At 61.6% G+C, this 18,777-nt stretch carries 18 protein-coding genes and 1 pseudogene; 10 read left to right on the top strand and 9 right to left on the bottom strand.

Annotation, left to right across the window (positions count from 1 at the left end):
• Positions 1 to 18: 18 nt before the first annotated feature.
• Complete coding sequence (locus ABD906_RS01400; protein WP_345097798.1) at positions 19 to 321, bottom strand: urease subunit gamma; 303 nt, start codon at positions 319 to 321, stop codon at positions 19 to 21.
• Between the two features lie 30 nt (positions 322 to 351).
• Positions 352 to 1,185, bottom strand: coding sequence for an urease accessory protein UreD (locus ABD906_RS01395; protein ID WP_345097797.1), 834 nt, complete (start codon positions 1,183 to 1,185; stop codon positions 352 to 354).
• Between the two features lie 212 nt (positions 1,186 to 1,397).
• On the opposite strand from ABD906_RS01395, the gene ABD906_RS01390 reads away from it, so the two are divergent.
• The 3 genes from ABD906_RS01390 to ABD906_RS01380 all read left to right on the top strand — a co-directional run bounded on the left by ABD906_RS01390 (position 1,398) and on the right by ABD906_RS01380 (position 4,989).
• Positions 1,398 to 2,123 carry a DUF1428 domain-containing protein gene (locus tag ABD906_RS01390; protein WP_345097796.1) on the top strand — a complete coding sequence of 242 codons (726 nt, stop codon included), beginning with the start codon at positions 1,398 to 1,400 and terminating at the stop codon, positions 2,121 to 2,123.
• Positions 2,124 to 2,333: 210 nt separating this feature from the next.
• Positions 2,334 to 3,434 (top strand): YkvI family membrane protein, encoded by a 1,101-nt coding sequence (locus ABD906_RS01385; RefSeq protein ID WP_345097794.1) that lies wholly within the window; start codon positions 2,334 to 2,336, stop codon positions 3,432 to 3,434.
• A gap of 343 nt (positions 3,435 to 3,777) precedes the next feature.
• Positions 3,778 to 4,989, top strand: a complete 1,212-nt coding sequence (locus tag ABD906_RS01380) for a YeeE/YedE family protein (protein WP_345097792.1) — start codon at positions 3,778 to 3,780, stop codon at positions 4,987 to 4,989.
• A 381-nt stretch (positions 4,990 to 5,370) separates the two neighbouring features.
• On the opposite strand, the gene ABD906_RS01375 is transcribed toward ABD906_RS01380, so the two are convergent.
• The 4 genes from ABD906_RS01375 to ABD906_RS01360 all read right to left on the bottom strand — a co-directional run bounded on the left by ABD906_RS01375 (position 5,371) and on the right by ABD906_RS01360 (position 9,693).
• A complete protein-coding gene (locus tag ABD906_RS01375; protein ID WP_345097790.1) occupies positions 5,371 to 7,059 on the bottom strand; it encodes a dipeptide ABC transporter ATP-binding protein in 1,689 nt (562 codons plus the stop codon).
• Entirely contained in the window at positions 7,056 to 7,955 is a 900-nt protein-coding gene (locus ABD906_RS01370; protein WP_345097789.1) for an ABC transporter permease, read from the bottom strand. Before ABD906_RS01370 ends, ABD906_RS01375 begins: the two co-directional genes overlap by 4 nt.
• 1 nt (position 7,956) lies before the next feature.
• Complete coding sequence (locus ABD906_RS01365; RefSeq protein WP_345097788.1) at positions 7,957 to 8,928, bottom strand: ABC transporter permease; 972 nt, start codon at positions 8,926 to 8,928, stop codon at positions 7,957 to 7,959.
• 63 nt (positions 8,929 to 8,991) lie between these two features.
• Positions 8,992 to 9,693, bottom strand: a complete 702-nt coding sequence (locus tag ABD906_RS01360; RefSeq protein ID WP_345097787.1) for a creatininase family protein — start codon at positions 9,691 to 9,693, stop codon at positions 8,992 to 8,994.
• A gap of 177 nt (positions 9,694 to 9,870) precedes the next feature.
• Between ABD906_RS01360 and ABD906_RS01355 the strand changes: the two genes are divergently transcribed.
• From ABD906_RS01355 to ABD906_RS01345, 3 genes are all read left to right on the top strand, one after another.
• The gene (locus ABD906_RS01355; RefSeq protein WP_345097786.1) at positions 9,871 to 10,509 is read left to right on the top strand and encodes a MarR family winged helix-turn-helix transcriptional regulator; all 639 of its coding nucleotides are present in this window, start codon (positions 9,871 to 9,873) and stop codon (positions 10,507 to 10,509) included.
• On the top strand, positions 10,503 to 12,080 hold the full coding sequence (locus ABD906_RS01350; RefSeq protein WP_345097785.1) for an ABC transporter substrate-binding protein: 1,578 nt from the start codon (positions 10,503 to 10,505) through the stop codon (positions 12,078 to 12,080). Before ABD906_RS01355 ends, ABD906_RS01350 begins: the two co-directional genes overlap by 7 nt.
• 174 nt (positions 12,081 to 12,254) lie before the next feature.
• Complete coding sequence (locus ABD906_RS01345) at positions 12,255 to 13,214, top strand: isoaspartyl peptidase/L-asparaginase family protein (protein WP_345097784.1); 960 nt, start codon at positions 12,255 to 12,257, stop codon at positions 13,212 to 13,214.
• Between the two features lie 415 nt (positions 13,215 to 13,629).
• Here the strand turns inward: ABD906_RS01345 and ABD906_RS01340 are convergent, their stop codons facing one another.
• Entirely contained in the window at positions 13,630 to 14,223 is a 594-nt protein-coding gene (locus ABD906_RS01340) for an acyl-CoA dehydrogenase family protein (RefSeq protein WP_345097783.1), read from the bottom strand.
• A 116-nt stretch (positions 14,224 to 14,339) separates the two neighbouring features.
• On the opposite strand from ABD906_RS01340, the gene ABD906_RS01335 reads away from it, so the two are divergent.
• Both ABD906_RS01335 and ABD906_RS01330 read left to right on the top strand, forming a co-directional pair.
• Positions 14,340 to 14,768 carry a replication initiator protein A gene (locus ABD906_RS01335; RefSeq protein WP_378187887.1) on the top strand — a complete coding sequence of 143 codons (429 nt, stop codon included), beginning with the start codon at positions 14,340 to 14,342 and terminating at the stop codon, positions 14,766 to 14,768.
• A gap of 1,344 nt (positions 14,769 to 16,112) precedes the next feature.
• The gene (locus ABD906_RS01330) at positions 16,113 to 16,232 is read left to right on the top strand and encodes a DUF3363 domain-containing protein (RefSeq protein WP_345097872.1); all 120 of its coding nucleotides are present in this window, start codon (positions 16,113 to 16,115) and stop codon (positions 16,230 to 16,232) included.
• A 16-nt stretch (positions 16,233 to 16,248) separates the two neighbouring features.
• Here the strand turns inward: ABD906_RS01330 and ABD906_RS01325 are convergent, their stop codons facing one another.
• A complete protein-coding gene (locus ABD906_RS01325; RefSeq protein WP_345097782.1) occupies positions 16,249 to 16,950 on the bottom strand; it encodes a helix-turn-helix transcriptional regulator in 702 nt (233 codons plus the stop codon).
• A gap of 73 nt (positions 16,951 to 17,023) precedes the next feature.
• Here ABD906_RS01325 and ABD906_RS01320 point away from each other — a divergent pair, with 73 nt between their 5' ends.
• Together ABD906_RS01320 and ABD906_RS01315 are read left to right on the top strand one after the other, a co-directional pair.
• Positions 17,024 to 17,392: a VOC family protein gene (locus ABD906_RS01320; protein WP_345097781.1), complete on the top strand. Its 369-nt coding sequence runs from the start codon at positions 17,024 to 17,026 to the stop codon at positions 17,390 to 17,392.
• A gap of 126 nt (positions 17,393 to 17,518) precedes the next feature.
• Positions 17,519 to 17,704: pseudogene (locus ABD906_RS01315) on the top strand (DUF3363 domain-containing protein); the annotation flags it as partial.
• A gap of 212 nt (positions 17,705 to 17,916) precedes the next feature.
• On the opposite strand, the gene ABD906_RS01310 reads toward ABD906_RS01315, so the two are convergent.
• Positions 17,917 to 18,747 carry a helix-turn-helix transcriptional regulator gene (locus ABD906_RS01310; RefSeq protein ID WP_345097779.1) on the bottom strand — a complete coding sequence of 277 codons (831 nt, stop codon included), beginning with the start codon at positions 18,745 to 18,747 and terminating at the stop codon, positions 17,917 to 17,919.
• Between the last annotated feature and the right edge of the window lie 30 nt (positions 18,748 to 18,777).

Raw genomic sequence — 18,777 nt, 5'->3', positions numbered from 1 at the left:
CTCTGGATCAGTTCCGCCTCAGCGGATCGGCTGATGAACGGTCACGAGCTTGGTGCCGTCCGGAAATGTTGCTTCGACCTGGATGTCGTGGATCATCTCGGCCACGCCCTCCATCACCTGATCGCGGGTGAGGACATGGGCGCCCGCCTCCATTAGCTCGGCCACCGAGCGGCCATCGCGCGCACCCTCCACCACGAAGTCGCTGATGAGGGCTATCGCCTCCGGATGATTGAGCTTCACGCCGCGCTCCAAACGTCGGCGCGCGACCATGGCCGCCATGGCAACCAGAAGCTTGTCCTTTTCCCGTGGCGTCAGATTCATTTCTTCGTTCCGCTTTTCGCTCGCACGTCGTCACAATGCCCAAACTTTAGGCAGTCCTGCCTTTCCGTTCAGCAGGGCCAGCAGAGGCGAAAGCCGTTTGCGCAGCCCGTAGCCATCAGCACCGTGAAGCCTCACCAACAGCTTGAAGGCAGACCCGACCTGCCAGAAGCTCACGCCGCCCCCATCGCCGACGATCTTCCGGACCGGATCAACCGGGCATTCGTCCCTGCCGGACACCATCATCACCGTTGCAATTGCCGTGCCACCATCGAGCACCGGCCGGGCAACCAGGTCGTTCGCGGCGTCCGGACCGACGAGAAACTCCTCCGCATGAACCAGCCGTCCGGCGTAGCGCACCCGCCAGCGGTCGCTGAACCGCGCCTGCCGTACCTGCTCGCCCATCGCCCGCCGCCCGAAGATCGTGGCTTCGACCAGCAGCGCCTCCGCGCCTTCCGCGATGTCCACCTCGAGGCGGCGCGTGAGCGATGACCGGTCGAAGACAATGGTTTCCTGAGGCAACCACGCAAGGCGGGCTCCGGTTGCAATCCGTAACCGGGATGTGATCCGCGCCTCGCCACCCGCGGAGCGGTAAACGCGCTCGCAGGCCTGCGTGGTGATCGTGCCAGACGTGCCTTCATCGAGCTCGACATCCCATGCCAGCCGGTCGCCGCCGGTAAGGCCGCCCGCCATGTTGATGAGGATCGCTTCAAGCGGATCGCCGGCCACTTCCGGCATGCGGATCCTCGCCGCGCCTTCCTGGTAGAGCCTGCACATGCGCGTGCGGCCGTCGCGGAACCGGAGCGCGATCTCGCCCCTGCCGTCCACCCTTTGCCGCGCGAGACTCGCCAGACCGGTTGCGTTCATTTACGTGGATCCTGCGGTTGCATCTTTGTCTGCTCAGGGACAGCCGTCCCATTCGATTCCATCACAATTCCATTGTCTGTGGATGGAAGCATCTTTCGTGCCGCACTGACACAAGATGTCAGCAGAGAACGGGCGGGCGGATTGCTATGCCCTCGCCCCGGAGTCATGCTCCCCCGGCATCCAGACCAGCCGCACGAACGAGGGAGGTGTTCATGACGTATTATGCTGGTACTGTCGCCGCGGTTCCCACGAAGAACCGCCAGATCTACATCGACCATGTCCACGAGGCCTGGCCTGTCTTCCAACGCTATGGCTGCACGCGCATGGTCGAAGGTTGGGGCGTAGACATTCCGAAGGGGAAGGTGACTGACTTCTACAAGGCAGTGGATGCCCGTGAGGACGAGACCATCGTCTTCGCCTGGACCGAATGGCCGGACAAGCAGGCGGCCGACGCGGCATGGGAAAGGATGCAGGCCGAGAATGCCATGATGCAGATCTCGGAAATGCCGTTCGACGGAAGCCGGATGATCTATGGTGGATTCTCGCCTGTGTTCACCGCCGGCTCGGATCAGACGGCCGGTTATATCCAGGGATTTGCGCTCGCCGTGCCCGAAAGGAACAGGGAAGCCTATATCAGGATGGCCAGTGAAGCCTGGGAAAGCGCCTTCGCTCCCAATAAGTGCCTCGGCGTGGTGGAAGCCTGGGGCGTCGACGTTCCCCACGGCACGAAGACCGACTTCTATCGCGCGACGAAGGCGGAAGACGGCGAAGTGCCCCTGTTCAGCTGGACCGCCTGGGCCGACCGCGAGACATGCGATGCCGCCACGAAGGCAATGGAAGCGAGCATGGAAGGTCAGGAATTCCCCGAGATGCCTTTTGACGGAATGCGCATGTTCTGGGGCGGGTTCGAAGTTATCTTCGATTCAGCGAGGCTGTGACCGCTGGACCCCCGCATCACCTGAGTGGGGGTCGCCGTTCACAACCGACTATCTCTTTCCTGCAATCGCTCTGGCACTGACACAAACTGACGTCTAAGGATTGCATTTTCATTGTGCGCAGTATTGCCGTTGGGTTATAGGCATGCGTTGCTGTTTTCATTTGATCCGTTTCTATTCATTTCAATACTTGAGAAATTGTTTGGAGGAAATTTGAGGGGTTTCAGGGAGATTGCCCGTATCGCCGCCGCCTTTGTCGGTATCATCGTGGGAGCCGGGTTCGCGTCCGGGCAGGAAATCGTCCAGTTCTTCTCAAGCTTCGGAATAACCGGACTGGCGGGCGTGGCGTTCAGCACAATCCTGTTCACGCTTTTTGCCGCGGCACTGTCGGGGCTTGGACACCATTTCAATGCAGCCAGCCACAAGGACGCCCTCTATGCCATCAGCGGTTATCCCGCCAGCGTCTTCCTCGACGCGCTGATCACCATCTTCATGCTGGCGGTGCTGGTTATCATGTTCGCCGGTGGCAGCGCGCTCGTCGAGCAGCTCTCGGGCGTCCCCGCGATCTGGGGCGCCTTGCTCATAACCGCGATTTCTGTCCTGATTGTCTGGCTTGGCCTTCAAAAACTCATCACCATCATCTGTTGTGTTACGCCCCTTATGGTACTGCTGGTGGTCATCGTGGCATCGACGGCTTTTCCGGGAATGACCGACAGCGCGGGGGCCATGGAACGTGCGGCGCTGAAGCTGCCCGCTGCCTCGAACCACTGGTTCCTGGCATCGGTGCTTTACGTCTCCTTCAACATCGTCGCCGGCGCGCCGTTTCTCATTATCATGGGTAGCAGGGCCACCAGCCGCCGGGTTGCGCTCAGGGGAGGGATGCTGGGAGGAATCCTCCTTGGCCTTCTCATGCTCCTGCTGGCGGCCAGCTTCTATGTCCGGGCTTCCGAGATCGCAGAAGTTCCCCTGCCGTCCCTCTACCTGGCCATGCGCGCATCGCCGGTGTTCGGGTTCCTGATGGCCTTCGTCATCTTCGCCTCCATCCTCAACACGGCCGTCGGCGTACTCTGTTCCTTTGCCGCCCGGCTGAGTGAGACGTCTCCATCCCGTTTTCGCCCCGCGAGCGCCGTAGGGGCTGCCTTGGCCTTCGGGGGAAGCCTGCTCGGCTTCACCCAGCTCATCAACAAGATCTACCCGTTTTTCGGTTACCTCGGACTGGTCCTGATGGTCTGGATCCTGTTCGCCTGGTTCAGGTTCCGCCCCTGGAGGGCCACTGGAACCCAGGAATGCGAAGCGCCCAACGCCGCACTCTGATCTAACGAAGAAACCTCCGGCAGGGCCGGAGGTTTCCAGGCGAACTGCGGATGCTCGTCGATCCAAATCAGCCGCACCGCATGGCGGCAGATGCCGGGGTGAAAAACAGGTCAGGAAAATCAGCGCGTTCTTCTTCGTTCCAGTGCTCGTGATCATGGCGCTCCGCGTACGATCGCCAGAGCCAGCCGGTCTCGGCCATCTCTGAAAGAATGTCATTCCCGAAAGCATTCGGAATCCGCTGACAAATTTCCCGCTTCGCGGATTTTGGCAGAAGAAGTTTGTTTCAGTTCCAGGCGAGCGGGTGAGATAAAGGACCTCATTCCATTCATCGGGTAGGGGGTCCATGACCACAGCTACGATTGACACCAGACTGCCAGAGATTCGCGTGGACACATACGCGCTTCTGGTCGTCGCGCTCGCCTTCATCGTAGGCGTGATGGCCATCACGAATCTGGTCAGCCTGAACCAGGCGCTGCTGTTCCTGACCGGCGGCATGCTGGGGTTCGCGCTTTATCAGGCGTCGTTTGGTTTCACCGGCGGCTGGAAGCGTTTTGCCACCGAAGGACGCAGCCGCTCCATGCGCGCGCAGTTCTTCATGATAGGCATCACGGCCATCGTCTTCATTCCGTTGATGAGCGGCGCCGCGGATCTCGGTCGCAGCTTCATCGGCGCCTGGGCCCCTGTCGGCGTTTCGGTGATCTTCGGGTCGTTCCTGTTCGGTCTCGGCATGCAGCTGGGCGGCGGCTGCGGCTCCGGTACTCTTTTCACCGTCGGCGGTGGCAGCGCCCGCATGCTGGTGACGCTGGCCGGGTTCATCATCGGCGCTACAGTCGGAACCTGGCATCTGCCGTTCTGGCTCGAACTGCCCTCGTTGCCGGTCATCCGCTTCGGCCAGACCTTCGGCGCCCTTGGCGGCACGCTCCTGACGCTCGCTGGCCTCGCGGCGATCATCGGCTTGCTTGCCTTCGTCGAGAAGCGCAATCATGGCAACGTGGAACCTATCTTCTCCGGTCTCCGCAACCTCACGCTGACGAGCTTCCTGCATGGTCCCTGGCCGCTGATCCTCGCAGCCCTCGTGCTTGCGCTCGGCAACGTGTTCACCCTGCTGCTCGCTGGCCACCCCTGGTCGGTGACCTATGGCTTTGGCCTGTGGGGCGCCAAGCTCTTCGAGGCCGTCGGCATCCCGGTCTCCGGCTGGCAGTTCTGGCAGAACCCTGTCCAGGCGGCAGCGCTCCACAACAGCGTGCTGTTCGACGTGACCTCCGTCATGAACTTCGGCGTCATTCTCGGCGCAGCATTGGCGGCGACGCTTGCCGGCAAGTTTGCAACGAAGGCGCACATGCCGTTCCTGTCCTGGCTTGCGGCGATCATCGGCGGTCTGCTGATGGGCTATGGCGCCCGCCTCTCCTTCGGCTGCAACATCGGCGCCTTGTTCTCGGGCATTGCCTCGGGCAGCCTGCACGGCTGGGTCTGGTTCGTGATGGCTTACATCGGCAGCCTTGCCGGCATCTACCTGCGCCCGCTGTTCGGCCTGGATGGGTTCAAGCGGTCATGAGCGGCAGGAAGACTGCCCTTGTCGGCGCCGGCGGCGCGGTGACGGCCGACTGGCATCGAGCCCGGCACCGGTCGCGGCGGCTTCCGCAGCAGCACTAGCCGCGTTGAATCCCTGTTCGGCCGGATCGATCTAACCTCCTGAAGCCAGACTGCGGCGGCCCTCGGCCGCCGCTTTTTTCGGAGCCCCGCACGGAAAGGGCCTTTTCCGGGACCATTTTCCCTTTTGTGCAGCGCCGCAGAGTGTCGCTTTCGGGACGTGTCGGCAGGCAGGCGAGCGCGGTCACGCGCCTGGTCATTGATGTTGGCGAAAGCGCGGAAATCGTTCGGTCAAAGGAAAAGGGGCCTGCCATCGCAAGCCCCCAGTAGACGGATGAGCTTCGGCTCAGGCCGCCAGCTTCGGAACCGCGTCAATCAGCATCTTGGTGTAAGGATGCTGCGGGGCAGTGAAGACCTGCTGCGCCGGTCCCTGCTCCACGATCTCGCCGTGCCGCATCACGATGACCCGGTCGCAGAGATGGTTCACGACAGATAGGTCATGGCTGATGAACAGCATCGTGATGTTGAGGTTCCGCCGCAGCTCCATCAGCAGGTTGATGACCTGCGCCTGGATGGACACGTCGAGCGAGGCCACCGGCTCATCGCAGACGATGACCTCCGGCTGCATGGCGAGGGCACGGGCGATGGCTACGCGCTGCCGCTGGCCGCCCGAAAACTGGTGCGGATAGCGGTCGGCCATCGCCGGGTCGAAGGCCACGGCGCGTAGCCACCGGTTCACATATTCCCTAGCATTCTGCCGGGTGCAGAATCCGTGTGCGATCGGACCTTCGGCGACCGATTGGAAAATCGTCCGCCTTGGGTCGAGCGATGCGAACGGATCCTGGAAGATCATTTGCACGCGCGTCCCGAGCTTACCCTTCTCCGACCGGACAGGCTGGCCGCCCACTGTCACCGTGCCGGCGTCGGCCGGATAGATGCCGCAAAGAATGCGGCCGAGCGTAGACTTGCCGGAACCCGACTCGCCGACGAGGCCCAGGATTTCGCCGCGAGCGATGGTGACATTCGCCGATTTCACCGCGTTGACGGGCTTCGGCTCCTTGGCCAGTCCCGCGCGGATGCCGAGCCTGCGCAGGAACCCGGCCTTCGGCGCGAAGATCTTCTCGACACCCACAGCCTTGACGAATTCCGCATCCGGATCCGCCCCGATGGCAGATCCGCCGAGACCCGTGAAATCCATCCTGCCTGCGGCTTCCGTCGCGGAAGAGGCAAGCAGCTGTCCGGGTTGCGAGCGGGAGGGCAGCGCGTCGAGCAGTCCCTTTGTGTAAGGATGCTGCGGGTTGTGCAGCACCTCACGCGCGCGGCCTGCCTCCACGATCTTCCCGTGGCGCATGACCGCGATCGTGTCGGCGATGGAGGAAACGGTCGCCAGGTCGTGGCTAACCCAGATGAGCGACGTGCCCATCTCGGCGACGAGTTCCTTCACCACCTTGAGGATTTCGGCCTGGACCGACACGTCGAGCGCAGTGGTCGGTTCGTCAGCGATCACGAGCTGCGGCCGGTGCAGGAGCGCGATTGCGATCGCCACGCGCTGGCGCATGCCGCCGGAGAACTCGTGGGGATACTGGTCCACCTTGTTCTCGGGGTCGACGATCTGGACCTTGCGCAGCGCCTCGACGGCCCGGCGGCGGACCTCCGCGTCCGACACCTGCTCGTGCGCACGGATGGCCATGCCGATCTGGTCGATGATCTTGACCACCGGGTTCAGGGTCATCATCGGGTCCTGGAAGACCATCGAGATTTCCTTGCCCCGTATCTTGCGCAGCTCCCGTTCGTTCAGTCCGACCAGTTCGCGCCCGTTGAACCTGATGGAGCTGCCCGGCTGGATGCTTCCGTTCGCGTCCAGCAACCCGATCAGCGAGAAACCGGTGATCGACTTGCCCGAGCCGGATTCGCCCACGAGACCCATTACCTCCCCGCGCTCCAGCGTGAAGGAAATGCCGTCCACGGACTTGATGGTGCCCTTGTCCGTCTGGAAATAGGTCCTGAGGTTAGTGACTTCCAGAAGATGGGTCATTTGCGCAACCTCGGATTAAGCTGGTCACGGATCTGGTCGCCGACCAGGTTGATCGCCATGATGAGAATGATCAGCGCCACGCCAGGGTAGATCGCAATCCAGTAGCGGCCCGACAGCAGGTACTGGAAACCGTTGGCGATGAGCATCCCGAGCGACGGTTCGGTGGGCGGCAGGCCGACGCCGAGGAACGACAGGGTCGCCTCGAGCGAAATGGCCGAGGCCACCTGCACCGTCGCCACAACGATCAGCGGCGGCAGAGAATTCGGGATGATGTGCCGCGTGACGACGAACCATCCGCTCATCGGCACGGAGAGCGCGGCCTGAACATAATCCTTCTGACGCTCCGCCGAGGCGGCGCCATGGGCCGTTCGCACGAAATAGGCATATTGGGCGAACACCAGCGCGAGGATCAGCTGCGACTTGCCCTGCCCAAGCATGGCCGCCACCACGAAGGCGAGAAGGATCGCCGGGAAGGACAGCTGGATGTCCACAATGCGCATGATGAGCGCTTCGATGCGCCCGCCGACATAGGCGGCGAAGCAGCCGACCACGGCGCCGATGGTGAAGGCGATCGCACCGGCCAGCAGCCCCATCTGCAGGGAGATGCGCAGGCCGTACACGATGGCCGAGAGCAGATCGCGGCCCTGGCTGTCGGTGCCGAGCAGATGGACGATGCCGCTCGACCCCACATAACCCGGGGGACGGCGGGCATCACGAAGGACCAGCGATTTCAGGTCATACGGGTCCTGCGGTACGATGAACGGCGCGAAGATGGCCACGACGATGATGGCAAGCACGACGACCAGTGCCCCCACCGCGACCTTGTTGCGGCGGAAGGTCCGCCAGAATTCGGCTGCCGGAGAGACGGAACTTGCGGATCGAGCTTCGACGGTCATGTCAGCCTCTCCCGTGGCGCAGGCGCGGATCGAGCGCGGCATAGGCGAGATCGACGCAGAGATTGATGAAGACGAACAGCGCGGAGACCAGCATGAGATAGGCCACCATGACGGGGCGATCGAGCGACATGATCGAGTCCACGATCAGCTTGCCGAGGCCCGGCCAGTTGAAGATCGTCTCGGTCACCAGCGCGAAGGCGAGCGTGGAGCCCAGCTCGAGACCGAATACCGTCACCAGCGGGATGGAGATCAGCTTGAGGACGTGTCGCCGCAGGATCGTCCCTTCGGAAATGCCCGCCGCCCGGGCAAACTTGATCGTGTCGGTAAGCATCGTCTCGCGCGTGCCCGATGCCGCCAGGCGGCACATCATCGACATCTTGAACAGCGACAGGTTGAGCGCCGGCAGGATGAGATGCTTCCAGCCGTCGGCCGTCAGGAACGAGAACGGAACTCCAAAGAGCTCAGCCGTCTGTCCCCGTCCCCCCGCAGGAAGCCAGCCGAGCTGAACGGCGAAGACCATGATGAGCATCAGGCCGATCCAGAAGGTCGGCACGGAGAAGCCGAGAATGCTTACCGCCATGATCGACTTCGCCAGGACGCTGTTGGGCTTGTAGCCGGCATAAATGCCGAGCGGAATGCCCACGGCGGAAGCGAAAAGCACGGCAATCAGGGTAAGTTCGAGCGTTGCCGGCAGCCGCTGCGCGATCAGCGTCATCACCGGCATGTTGTAGACGAACGAACGCCCCAGGTCCCCCCGCATGAGACGTTCAAGAAACTCCAGGTATTGCTGCCAGATCGGAAGATCGAGCCCGTATTGCCTGATCACCTGGAGCCGCATTTCCTGCGTGGCATCCGGAGAGATCAGCACGTCAATAGGGTTTCCGATGACATACACACCCAGGAAAACAAGCAGGGACATGACGAGCAGCACGATGACCGCCTGTCCGAACCTGCGCAGAATGAAGGATGCCATGCCTGCCCCTCTTTTATGGTTATTGCGGGCTGGTGAAGGGGCGCGCGGCGCGCGCCCTCCAGGTCAGTGCCAGCCGTGTTCTATCTCGTAACGGGTCTCCTCGACGCCCACTTTCCAGATTGCGAGCATGTCCTCGTCGGAACGCTGGAAGACGCCGTGGTAGTTGCCCTCGCCGATGCGCTCGCGCTTGCGGCCGGCATCGACGCGTGAGGTCGCGGCGAAATCGATGCGCTCCTTCTGGAAGTTCGGGATCGGCGCGCCGGGCAGACGGGTCCACGGGAAGTTCTCCATCCAGCTTGCGTGCGACGCAGCCGGATCAATCTCCATGACCTTCGCCCAGGTCTTGGGCGCGCGCCACCAGTCATGCAGCTTCACCGAAGCGTCACGGTGACGGTTCAGCCACTCGCTGATCACCGGATTCACCGGCGTGTTGCCGCCGTGGCCGTTGACGATGAGAATGCGGCGGAAGCCCGTGTGATAGAGGCTGTCCAGAATATCCTCGATGATGCCGATGTAGGTGCGCATGGACAGCGTCACGGTGCCCGGAAAATCGACAAAACCGGAAGCCATGCCGTAGGGAAGGCAGGGAAAGACCGGGACACCGAGCGGCTCGGCGGCTTCCACGGAAACCCGCTCAGCCAGAATCATGTCGGTGGCCAGGCTGAGATAGGCATGCTGCTCGACGGAGCCGAGCGGCAGTACGCATCTGTCATCCTTCTTTACCTGTTCCTCGACCTTGCTCCAATGCATGTCCTGAATGCGCATTTCTCATCCCTTTTTCTGGAAGTTTGCGGACGCGACATTGACTGTCGTCGGCCCCTCGCCCGGCGGACGAGGAAAAGCAATTTAGTTCTTTATGGATCAAAAATTGCCATTGACGCAAGATAGTTTCGGCAAATAAAGTTCCATTTGGGATTATTTCCGGAAAGCGAGACATGCAAGATGAGCAATCCGGTGCAACAGGCACTCTTTGAAGGACGCGCAGGGCGGGAGGTTCCTGCGCTTTCCATCAGTTCGGATGCCGAAGCACTCATGCATGCCAAGCTGTGGAATAATCCGTGCTGGTTCTCGTTTCGGCTGAACTACCTGGCCCTGCACTTCAACAACCCGGTCTACGGCTTCATCCAGCAGCATCTGGGCCTCTTGCGTCCGGAGTTCGTGGTGCTCTGGTCCCTCTATCTGGGAGGGCGCTCCACGCTGTCTGATGTTGTCCGCACCTCGGGTTTCCCCAAGAACACCCTGAGCCGCGCAACGAACAAGCTCTTCCGCCTCGGCATGATTGAGCGCGAGACTGATCAGGAGGACCAGCGGAAGATCCTGCTGGCCCTCACTGAAAAGGGTCTCGGCGCGGTCAAGTTCGCGGAAGGCGTGATGATCGAGCACGAGCGCCGGATGCTGGAGTGCCTGAGCCCTGCAGAAAGGCTGTGTCTGTCCGAAATTCTGACCAAGCTCGTTTCGGCGTCCGATCAGTGGCCCCAGGTGATCGATGCCGACGAACTTGAACCAAACCGATCCTGCTCCAAGCCACAGCAGGACACTGTCAATTGGGCATCACATCTAGAAGAGGAACAAGAATGCTGAAATCCATGCTGCGAACTGCCCTTGTCGCCACCATGCTGGCGTCCCCGCTCTCCGCGTGGGCCGCTGACCTGGTGATCGCGACGAAGTCGGGCCCGGCCTCGATGGACCCTCACTTCACCGCCACCGCCGCGAACGCCGAGGCGACGAAGCACGTCTTCGACACGCTGCTGCGTTCGGGCAACGACCTGGAGATCCTGCCCTCGCTCGCTACGAGCTGGGAAGCCATCGACGACACCACCTGGGAATTCAAGCTGCGCCAGGGCGTGAAGTTTCATGACGGCTCGGAGTTCACCGCCGAGGACGTGAAGTTCTCCATCGAGCGCATCCCGAACGTAACCGGCCCGAACCCGTCGACAATTTACGTGCGCCGCGTTGCCGGCGTCGAGATCATCGACCCCTACACGATCCGCGTGAAGACCCACGGCCCGGCCCCGACGCTGCCGAACGACTTCGTGCGCCTTTTCATCGTCTCCCACAAGGCTGCCGCCGACTACTCCACCCAAGAGACTGCGGCCGAGGGCTTCAACACCGGCAAGGCCACCATCGGCACCGGGCCTTACAAGTTCGTAAGCTGGGCTCCGACTCAGGACCTCGTGCTCGAAAAGTTCGAAGAGTACTGGGACGGCCCGCAGCCGTGGGACAAGGTGATCCGCAAGGAGATCCCGAATGACGCGGCCCGCGTCGCCCAGCTGAAGGCCGGTCAGGTCGACATCATCTCCAAGGTTCCGACCACGGACCTCGCCAGCATCGAGTCCGATCCGAACCTCGCCGTCGTGAAGTACGAGTCCATCTACATCCCGTACCTGGAGTTCGACTTCCGCGAGGACACCCCGCAGGTCTGGGACAATGCGGGCAAGAAGATGGAGAAGAACCCGTTCCTCGACCCGCGCGTTCGTGAAGCGTTCGACCTCGTGATCGACCGCGAGACGCTCGTCGAATACGCGCTCGAAGGCATGGGCGTGGTCTCCACGCAGCTCGTGACACCGAACATCTTCGGCTACAACAAGGACATCCCGGTTCCGGAGTACAACGTCGAGAAGGCCAAGCAGCTGATGGCCGAAGCCGGCTACCAGGAGGGCTTCAAGGTCTCCCTCGCCTACGCGAACGACCGCATGCCGACCGAGCTCGGACCGACGATTGCCCAGATGCTCTCCGCCATCAACGTGACGGTCGATGTGCAGGGCGTTCCGGCCGCCGTGTTCAACCCGGCCAAGACCCGCGGCGAATACTCGCTCTACATGGCTTCCTGGGGCACGCTGACGGGCGAGGCGAACTACATGCTCTCCTCGCTGATGCACACCAACGACCCGGAGAAGTCCATGGGCGCCTTCAACGTCCGCGGTTACTCCAACGCGAAGATGGACGAGCTGATCCAGGCCGCCAGCGTCGAGATGGACGAAGCCAAGCGCCGCGCGCTGCTTGAGGAGGCCAACATGCTCGTCGCGACCGACCGTCCGGACCTGCCGCTGGCGATCAACCTCTCCGCCTGGGGCCTGAAGGCTGACAAGATCACCTACACCCCGCGCTCGGACGAGGACACCCTCGCCATGGACGTGAAGCCGAAGCAGTAATCTGTCCGGCTCGAAATCCTGGGATACCGGCCATGCCGCCGGTATCCCTTACGACCATATGCTCGTCATTGACGGCCGCACCTTTGCGGACCGCAATTGCCCGAAACGGGTACGCGTAGCAAAAGCGCCTCTTTGTTCCCGGACAAGGCAATCTTCTGAACACGGAGTTTCCCCATGACAAAGTTCGCCCTCGCCATTCACGGCGGCTGCGGCGTGATGGCCAAGCTGGATCTTACCGAGCAGGAATGGCAGGAAGCCCGCCGCGATCTGGGCCGGGCGCTGGAAGCCGGTTACGCAATCCTTGCCGCGGGCGGCAAGGCGACCGACGCCGTGCAGGCGGCCGTCGTCGTCATGGAGGACAGCCCCCATTTCAATGCTGGCCACGGCGCAGCACTCAACGAGAACGGCATCCACGAACTTGACGCCTCGATCATGGACGGCTCGACGCTGGCCGCCGGCGCTGTGAGCGCCGCCCGCCACATCCGCAACCCCATTCTGGCCGCCCGCGCGGTCCTGGAACACGACGATGCGGTGCTGCTCACCGGACCGGCCGCCGACCGCTTCGCCGAGGCGAAGGGGCTGGAGATCGTGGAACAGTCCTATTTCACCACCGAACGCCGCAAGAAGGCCCTCGCCGCCATGAAGGCGCATGCCGCTGCCGGCACGCTGGAGCAGGCCCGCGAGGCGGAAAAGCACGGCACGGTCGGCGCGGTAGCGCTCGACCAGCACGGCCACCTCGCCGCGGCGACCTCTACCGGCGGCTATAACAACAAGCCGGACGGGCGCGTGGGCGACAGCCCGATCATCGGCGCGGGCACCTATGCCCGCGACGGCGTGTGCGCTGTTTCCGGCACCGGCAAGGGTGAGTTCTTCATCCGCCATGTGGTGGGACACGAGATCGCCTCGCGCGTCGCCTATCTCGGCGAGGACGTGAAGACCGCCGCCACCAAGGTTGTCATGGAAGACCTGAAGCCCCACAACATCGGCGCAGGTCTCGTCGCCGTGGGCGCGGACGGCACGATCGCCGCCCCCTACAATACGGACGGCATGTTCCGCGGCTGGGTTTCGGACGATGGCGAGTTCTTCGTCGCTTCCCACGACGAGGTCTTCCGCTACGAACCGCGCCAGAAGTAGCGCGCGGTCATCCCGAACAGACAAGAAAGCGGACAGGCTCGTCCTGTCCGCCTTCCTTTTTGCAAATCACCTTTGCGCAAATCATCAGCAGGTGCCATTTTTTGTTCCACCCGTTTCGCGCCCGGTGCATGGCAACGGTCCGGGAAACCTGTTTATTCGCCCCGGTGACGGATCTGACGCCTGGCATGTGCCTTGCATGGTCACCCGCGACGATACGGAAGCACGCCGCGAGGAAGACTTTAACGAGTTTACCTCTTCCGTATCGGCCTTGCGGGCATTGACCGAACGAACAACCAGACTTTCCAGACAAGGAGAACCCGACACCGTCGTGCCGGGTTCTTGCAAAGTCACCCCTGACTTGGTCCTGTGCCCCGTGGCCAGGACCATTTTTTTGTCGATGCTCCATTGCCGATGATCAGAATATCCTCGAAACGTCCTGCCCAAAGGCCATGGCACCCGCATAGCGGGCCTGCGGTCCTGCCTGCAGCGGATGGAAGCGTGCGCCCTGCACGTCCCTGAACAGGCGCTCGATGACGTTCCGGCGGTAGAAGCCGGCCCCGCCTACCAACTCCAGGGCGAGTTCGACCGTGCGGATCGCATTCTTTGCCACCAGCGAACGGCCGATCATCACCTCGTTTACCGTTGCCGCCGAAGGGTTATTCAGCTCCGCCGTCTCGACCATCCAGCGATGCGCAAGCTGCGCCGCCCGCAACGCGGTCTCCATCCGACCGGCCGGGTCTAACGCAACCGGGCTGGAACTCTTGCCCTGCGCCATCTCGATGGCCAGGTCGCGCGCCCGCTCGGCGATGCCCAGATAGACGGCGTAGATGAGCGGGAAGGCGATGGTCGAGATGATCTGGAACACTGGATGCCATTCACCACCCTTGCGCGAGAAGACCACCGCGCCGTCAGCGATGAACAGACCATCCATGATCACGTCATGGGAGCCCGTACCTCGCATGCCCATGGCATACCAGGTATCCTCCACCCGCACGCCAGCAGCCTTCATCGGCGCGCCGAAGTGGATGACCGTAGGGCCGTTCTCGTCGTCTTCGACAATTGCGCAAGGGCACAACGATCAAGACAGTACGTGAAAAAATGGGGCCGGGCGGTCGTAAGCAGCGGATGGTTGAAGCCGAAGGGCTGATTAGCAGCTACAGGGTTTTGTCTCGCACAGACACTAACCGTGTCAGCTCGGTAGAGATCGAGGCGCCCAAGTGGATCTATCAGGAGATCGTAGAGGGCAAACAGCCGGACGTGCTAACCGTCCATCCCGATTATTTTTTGATCGAACCGGGCATAGGCCGGTTTGTCTATCGACTGGCTCGGCGTGCGGCTGGCAAGGGCGAAGCAAAGTGGTCTTTCCGCACAATTTATGAGCGCAGCGGCAGCACGGGGCAATTCAAAGATTTCTCCCGTCACTTGCGCAAGATCATCGCCTCAAATGACCTGCCAGAGTACGACCTGCGAGAGGAACGCGGTCAGAGTGGTCCCTTGCTTATCATGACTTACAGGAACGGTGCCGCGCCGTTGGAGAGCGGACAGGGTGGCTAATAGACGGTGGGCCGGGGCTTTCCGGCAGGTGTCGGCGAGCAATTCAGCAGCTATTGACAGCTATTGACTTCGAAATCGGGTCTGGCCTGTGGATAGACCGTCTATTAGCCACCCATCACCGTCTATTAGCCACCCATCACCGTCTATTAGCCACCCTGCCACCGTCTATTAGCCACCCACCCCTCTTGTAACTATCTGATATCTAAAGAGAAATCGGCATTTCTCGGCCCTAAAACTCTTTTAAAACTCTATAAAACTCTTAAAACCCTCTCAGCCTGTGGGTAATTCCAGTTCCATGAGAAGTGCAAAGCACCGCCTCTTGGGGGCTTTGCCCCCGCCGGCTCGCTCGCTTCGCTCGCCCCGGCATCCCCCAGCGGCTGCGCCGCTAAAGTGTGTTCGCTTCGCTCACGACTATTTCAATCCCTGCGCGGCCGCATGACGCGGCCTTGCCCAAAGGGGCGCTGCCCCTCTGGACTCCCCGCGTTCGCCACGTGGCAGGGGAGCAGGACGGGCGGCCTTCGGCCTTCGACCTGCCCCCCATGCCCTCAGCGTAACCGGGTTCCAGCCGCGTCAAGGCCAAGCCCTTCGGGCGGGCTACGCCCGGCCTTGACCCGGCTTCCACCCTCACAGCCAAAAACATCCCAGGAGCACTCAGAACGCGAAAAGAGCGGTTAGGCATGGTTTGGGTGGCCTCGGCTTCGAAAGCGCCTCAGAGGCTCTAGAAACGCCTAGGAGAAGCCATCAGTGTATGGGCTTCATGAGCTGCGGAAGGCGGGTCAAGGCTCGCGTAGCGACCGCATAGCGGCTTGGCCTTGACGCGACTGGAGCGGCCAGCCTCCCAGCGAGGGGCAGGCATAGCGCAGCGACGTCCTGCCCCCGAGCCTCCCGGCGGCGAGGGCGGGGCGTGCAGAGGGGCAGCGCCCCTTGCCCAAGCCCGAAGGGCGCGGAGTGCATCACGTTTGCACAATCGATGCATCATGGTTGCCTGACTGCTGCATCACACCTGTAGCCGGTGGCCGGTTTTTTAGCCTTGTAGTGCTTTTGTAGTGCTGGAAGGCCAGCATTCATGCGGGTTTGCGGCCGTTTTGTAGTGGTCGAACACTACAGGGGTTTTTCGCAGTCCGAGAAATATTGTTATTTTTCAATGGTTTACGGCCACCGGAAGGTGCGTATTGTGTATAGACGTGTTAAGGGCCAATGAATGGGAATAATTAGAGTTTTGCCATGCCCGAGACACACCGCACTTTAAGGGGGTCAAACCTTGGCCCCAATGCGCAAGGCGCATTGGGATGATGCGGCTATGAGGCAGATGTGATGCAGGTGCGATGCAGCGATCATGCATAGCTGCTCACCCTGCCTTGCGACCACGGAAATAACCGACAGCTCGGCCGCGAGGTCATGGGCGTCGTGCAGGGCGGATCGGTGTCGTGGCAGTTGGGGCGGCAGAGGGGCCTGAGTCTGTAAAGCTGTTGGCAGCTTCTCAGGAATCTGGCACGTAGCGCACGTCAGTCTGCGTCTCGCGCCATTCCCGTAGCATGGTCGCACGACGTTTCGGGTAGCGTTCTTCAAGGTTCGTGAGGGCGGTTATTCGATCTGTTCGGAAGTGCCGGAAATCCTTTCGTTCCTCGCACCATCCAACAAGTATCCGAACCTTCTGAAAATAGCCCAAGGCGAAGGGCCATATGGTTCTGTCCGAATGGTTTCCTGAAGCATCGACATAGGCCAAGCGTAGCTTCTGCTCGTTGCGGATCGCCGTCCGCGCGATTTTGAGATCAACCGTCTCGGCATCTTTGAACGTCCTTGGTCCAACTAGCAGAGCATTGCCTTCCAGCTCATCCTTCAAGCTCTCCGGCAGCACCGCCGCAATTTTTGCGAGCGCATCCGAAGCGGCTTTCGTCATCGGCCCATCCGCAAACTTGGACACCCACCGAAAGCCGAGCATCAGAGCTTCCAGTTCCGTTTGAGAGAACATTAGCGGCGGCAGCATGAAACCCGGCCGCAGGATGTAGCCGACGCCCGGCTCACCCTCGATGCTCGCACCCTGCGCCTGTAGCGACGCAATATCCCGATAGAGGGTGCGAATACTAATGCCGAGTTCCTCGGCCAGCCGTGCCCCACTCACCGGGCGCTTGTGCCGCCGAAGGGCTTGCAAGAGGGACAGCAATCGTTCGGATCGGGTCATGATTTATACTGCCAGTTTTTGGCAGCGGTGTCGCGTAAATTCGCCCAGCAACATCGCAACAGGACGACTTTCTATGACACTTCCGAACCTCATTCTTCTCTATGTCGAAGACCCTGCTCGCAGCAGCGAGTTCTATGAAAAGTTGTTGGGTAAAGCACCGGCAGCATCATTCCCGACCTATGTAGCCTTCGAGTTTTCCAATGGCATGAACCTTGGCCTATGGTCCACGAAGGCGGCGAACTTTGTGTCGTCTGGAACGGGCCATCGCTTTGAACTGGCGTTCATGGTGGACGACGACGCAGCGGTAGATCGGCTTTACGAAACTTGGCGAGCCGCTGGCGTGCCAATCGAGCAAGAGCCGAGTGTAGCGGTCTTTGGACGCACATTCGTTGCTCTTGATCCAGATGGGCATCGCCTGCGCGTCTGCACGCCCGACGAATAAGTGCCGAGCAGGTTTAGCGGATGCGACGGCAGCAACGTTCAGCGCCAATGATCGACCGTCAAAGGGGAGTGCCGACCTCACTCGGGTCGCGCATTCCCCTCGCATCCTTGATTCAGACGTTCCAGGCTGGACCGGCGATTGATCCATGGCAAAACCGCCGACCTTGCGCCGACCGGCTTCGGCTAGCAGGTGCGCGAAGCCATGGACCAACGGCGCGAGCACCATATCGAACAGGCCAACGCTACCCGCAGCAGGGACGGCCGTATCTTCTACCGGCGCAATCTTCTCGCCACCCTGCGCGAGCGCGAGGTTATGGGCGTCGTGTAGGGCGGTTCGGTGTCGTGGCAGTTGGGAAAGCAAAGGGGATTGGGTCGATAAACTTCATAGAATTTCTCGGCGTCGTGTTGAGAATTTTGTTCGGAATTGCGTTTCCGATCTTCGAAAGCAGCTCCGTAAACAGAGTGTCCCACTTTGCCTCGTCTAAATCGACAAGACCAAATGCGCGCAGCATACTCGCGCCGTCCTCATCCGTCTTGTGCAGAAGTTTTGACCGGCCCATCCAGCGGCGATTCGAAATAGACGATCATGCGCAGATGGCGATGCTCGTCCACGATCAGCGTCTCGTGGGCAAAATCCCGGCGGGAACCGTCCGGGCTCAGGACCGCTCCGATGCCTCTGGCGTAGCTGTCCATGTCAGGTTCCTCGAACCCGCGTCGAAAAACGGGCGACAGCTTCTTCAATTCGTCAATCAGCGCGAGCATCGTGGGATCGTCAGGTGCCGTGGCAAGGTCCGCGCGGAACTGCGCGAGAAGTCTGAGCGCATCGTCCTGCCATGCCGGCAGGCGATAGCGCATATCAGGATCGGCGAAGACCATCCGCATGACATTGCGATCCGCCTGCTCGCGACCGGAGAAGGCGAACAGATCGTCGGCCGCTGCATTCCACGCGATGACATCCCAGCGCAGGTTGAGCACATAGGCGGGACGAGCCGCGAGATCGTCCAGCATCTGTTGGATCAGGGGGCTCACGGATGGCCACTGATAGGCTTCCGGCGGAGGCGGACGGCGGTGCGCCAGCAGAAAAAGGCGGCTGCATTCCGCGTCGTCCAACCGGAGCGCCTTCGCCACCTTGAGCAGAAAGCTCTCCGAGACCTGAACGTCGCGGCCCTGCTCGAACCACGTATACCAAGTGAGGCCGACCCCAGCGAGTTGGGCCACTTCCTCACGGCGCAAGCCCGGCGTGCGTCGGCCGCCGGTCGTCGGCAAGCCAACATCGGCCGGCGTGAGCTTCGCCCTGTGCCGGATCAGGAAATCGGAAAGATCGGTTCGCGTGCGTGCGAGGGTTCGGGCGGCCAAGGTGTTGCTCTTGGTAACAGGATAATTTCT

It is taken from the genome of Chelativorans composti, from assembly GCF_039541695.1.
Taxonomy (GTDB): domain Bacteria; phylum Pseudomonadota; class Alphaproteobacteria; order Rhizobiales; family Rhizobiaceae; genus Chelativorans; species Chelativorans composti.
Note: the sequence above shows the minus strand (reverse complement) of the source record. Positions and strands in the feature narration are given on the sequence as shown.

Bases quoted from the DNA above. Each gene is read 5' to 3' on its own strand.
- ABD906_RS01400 (WP_345097798.1), bottom strand. From the start codon at position 321: ATGAATCTGACGCCACGGGAAAAGGACAAGCTTCTGGTTGCCATGGCG.
- ABD906_RS01395 (WP_345097797.1), bottom strand. From the start codon at position 1,185: ATGAACGCAACCGGTCTGGCGAGTCTCGCGCGGCAAAGGGTGGACGGC.
- ABD906_RS01390 (WP_345097796.1), top strand. From the start codon at position 1,398: ATGACGTATTATGCTGGTACTGTCGCCGCGGTTCCCACGAAGAACCGC.
- ABD906_RS01380 (WP_345097792.1), top strand. From the start codon at position 3,778: ATGACCACAGCTACGATTGACACCAGACTGCCAGAGATTCGCGTGGAC.
- ABD906_RS01375 (WP_345097790.1), bottom strand. From the start codon at position 7,059: ATGACCCATCTTCTGGAAGTCACTAACCTCAGGACCTATTTCCAGACG.
- ABD906_RS01370 (WP_345097789.1), bottom strand. From the start codon at position 7,955: ATGACCGTCGAAGCTCGATCCGCAAGTTCCGTCTCTCCGGCAGCCGAA.
- ABD906_RS01365 (WP_345097788.1), bottom strand. From the start codon at position 8,928: ATGGCATCCTTCATTCTGCGCAGGTTCGGACAGGCGGTCATCGTGCTG.
- ABD906_RS01360 (WP_345097787.1), bottom strand. From the start codon at position 9,693: ATGCGCATTCAGGACATGCATTGGAGCAAGGTCGAGGAACAGGTAAAG.
- ABD906_RS01355 (WP_345097786.1), top strand. From the start codon at position 9,871: ATGAGCAATCCGGTGCAACAGGCACTCTTTGAAGGACGCGCAGGGCGG.
- ABD906_RS01350 (WP_345097785.1), top strand. From the start codon at position 10,503: ATGCTGAAATCCATGCTGCGAACTGCCCTTGTCGCCACCATGCTGGCG.
- ABD906_RS01345 (WP_345097784.1), top strand. From the start codon at position 12,255: ATGACAAAGTTCGCCCTCGCCATTCACGGCGGCTGCGGCGTGATGGCC.
- ABD906_RS01340 (WP_345097783.1), bottom strand. From the start codon at position 14,223: ATGAAGGCTGCTGGCGTGCGGGTGGAGGATACCTGGTATGCCATGGGC.
- ABD906_RS01335 (WP_378187887.1), top strand. From the start codon at position 14,340: ATGGTTGAAGCCGAAGGGCTGATTAGCAGCTACAGGGTTTTGTCTCGC.
- ABD906_RS01325 (WP_345097782.1), bottom strand. From the start codon at position 16,950: ATGACCCGATCCGAACGATTGCTGTCCCTCTTGCAAGCCCTTCGGCGG.
- ABD906_RS01320 (WP_345097781.1), top strand. From the start codon at position 17,024: ATGACACTTCCGAACCTCATTCTTCTCTATGTCGAAGACCCTGCTCGC.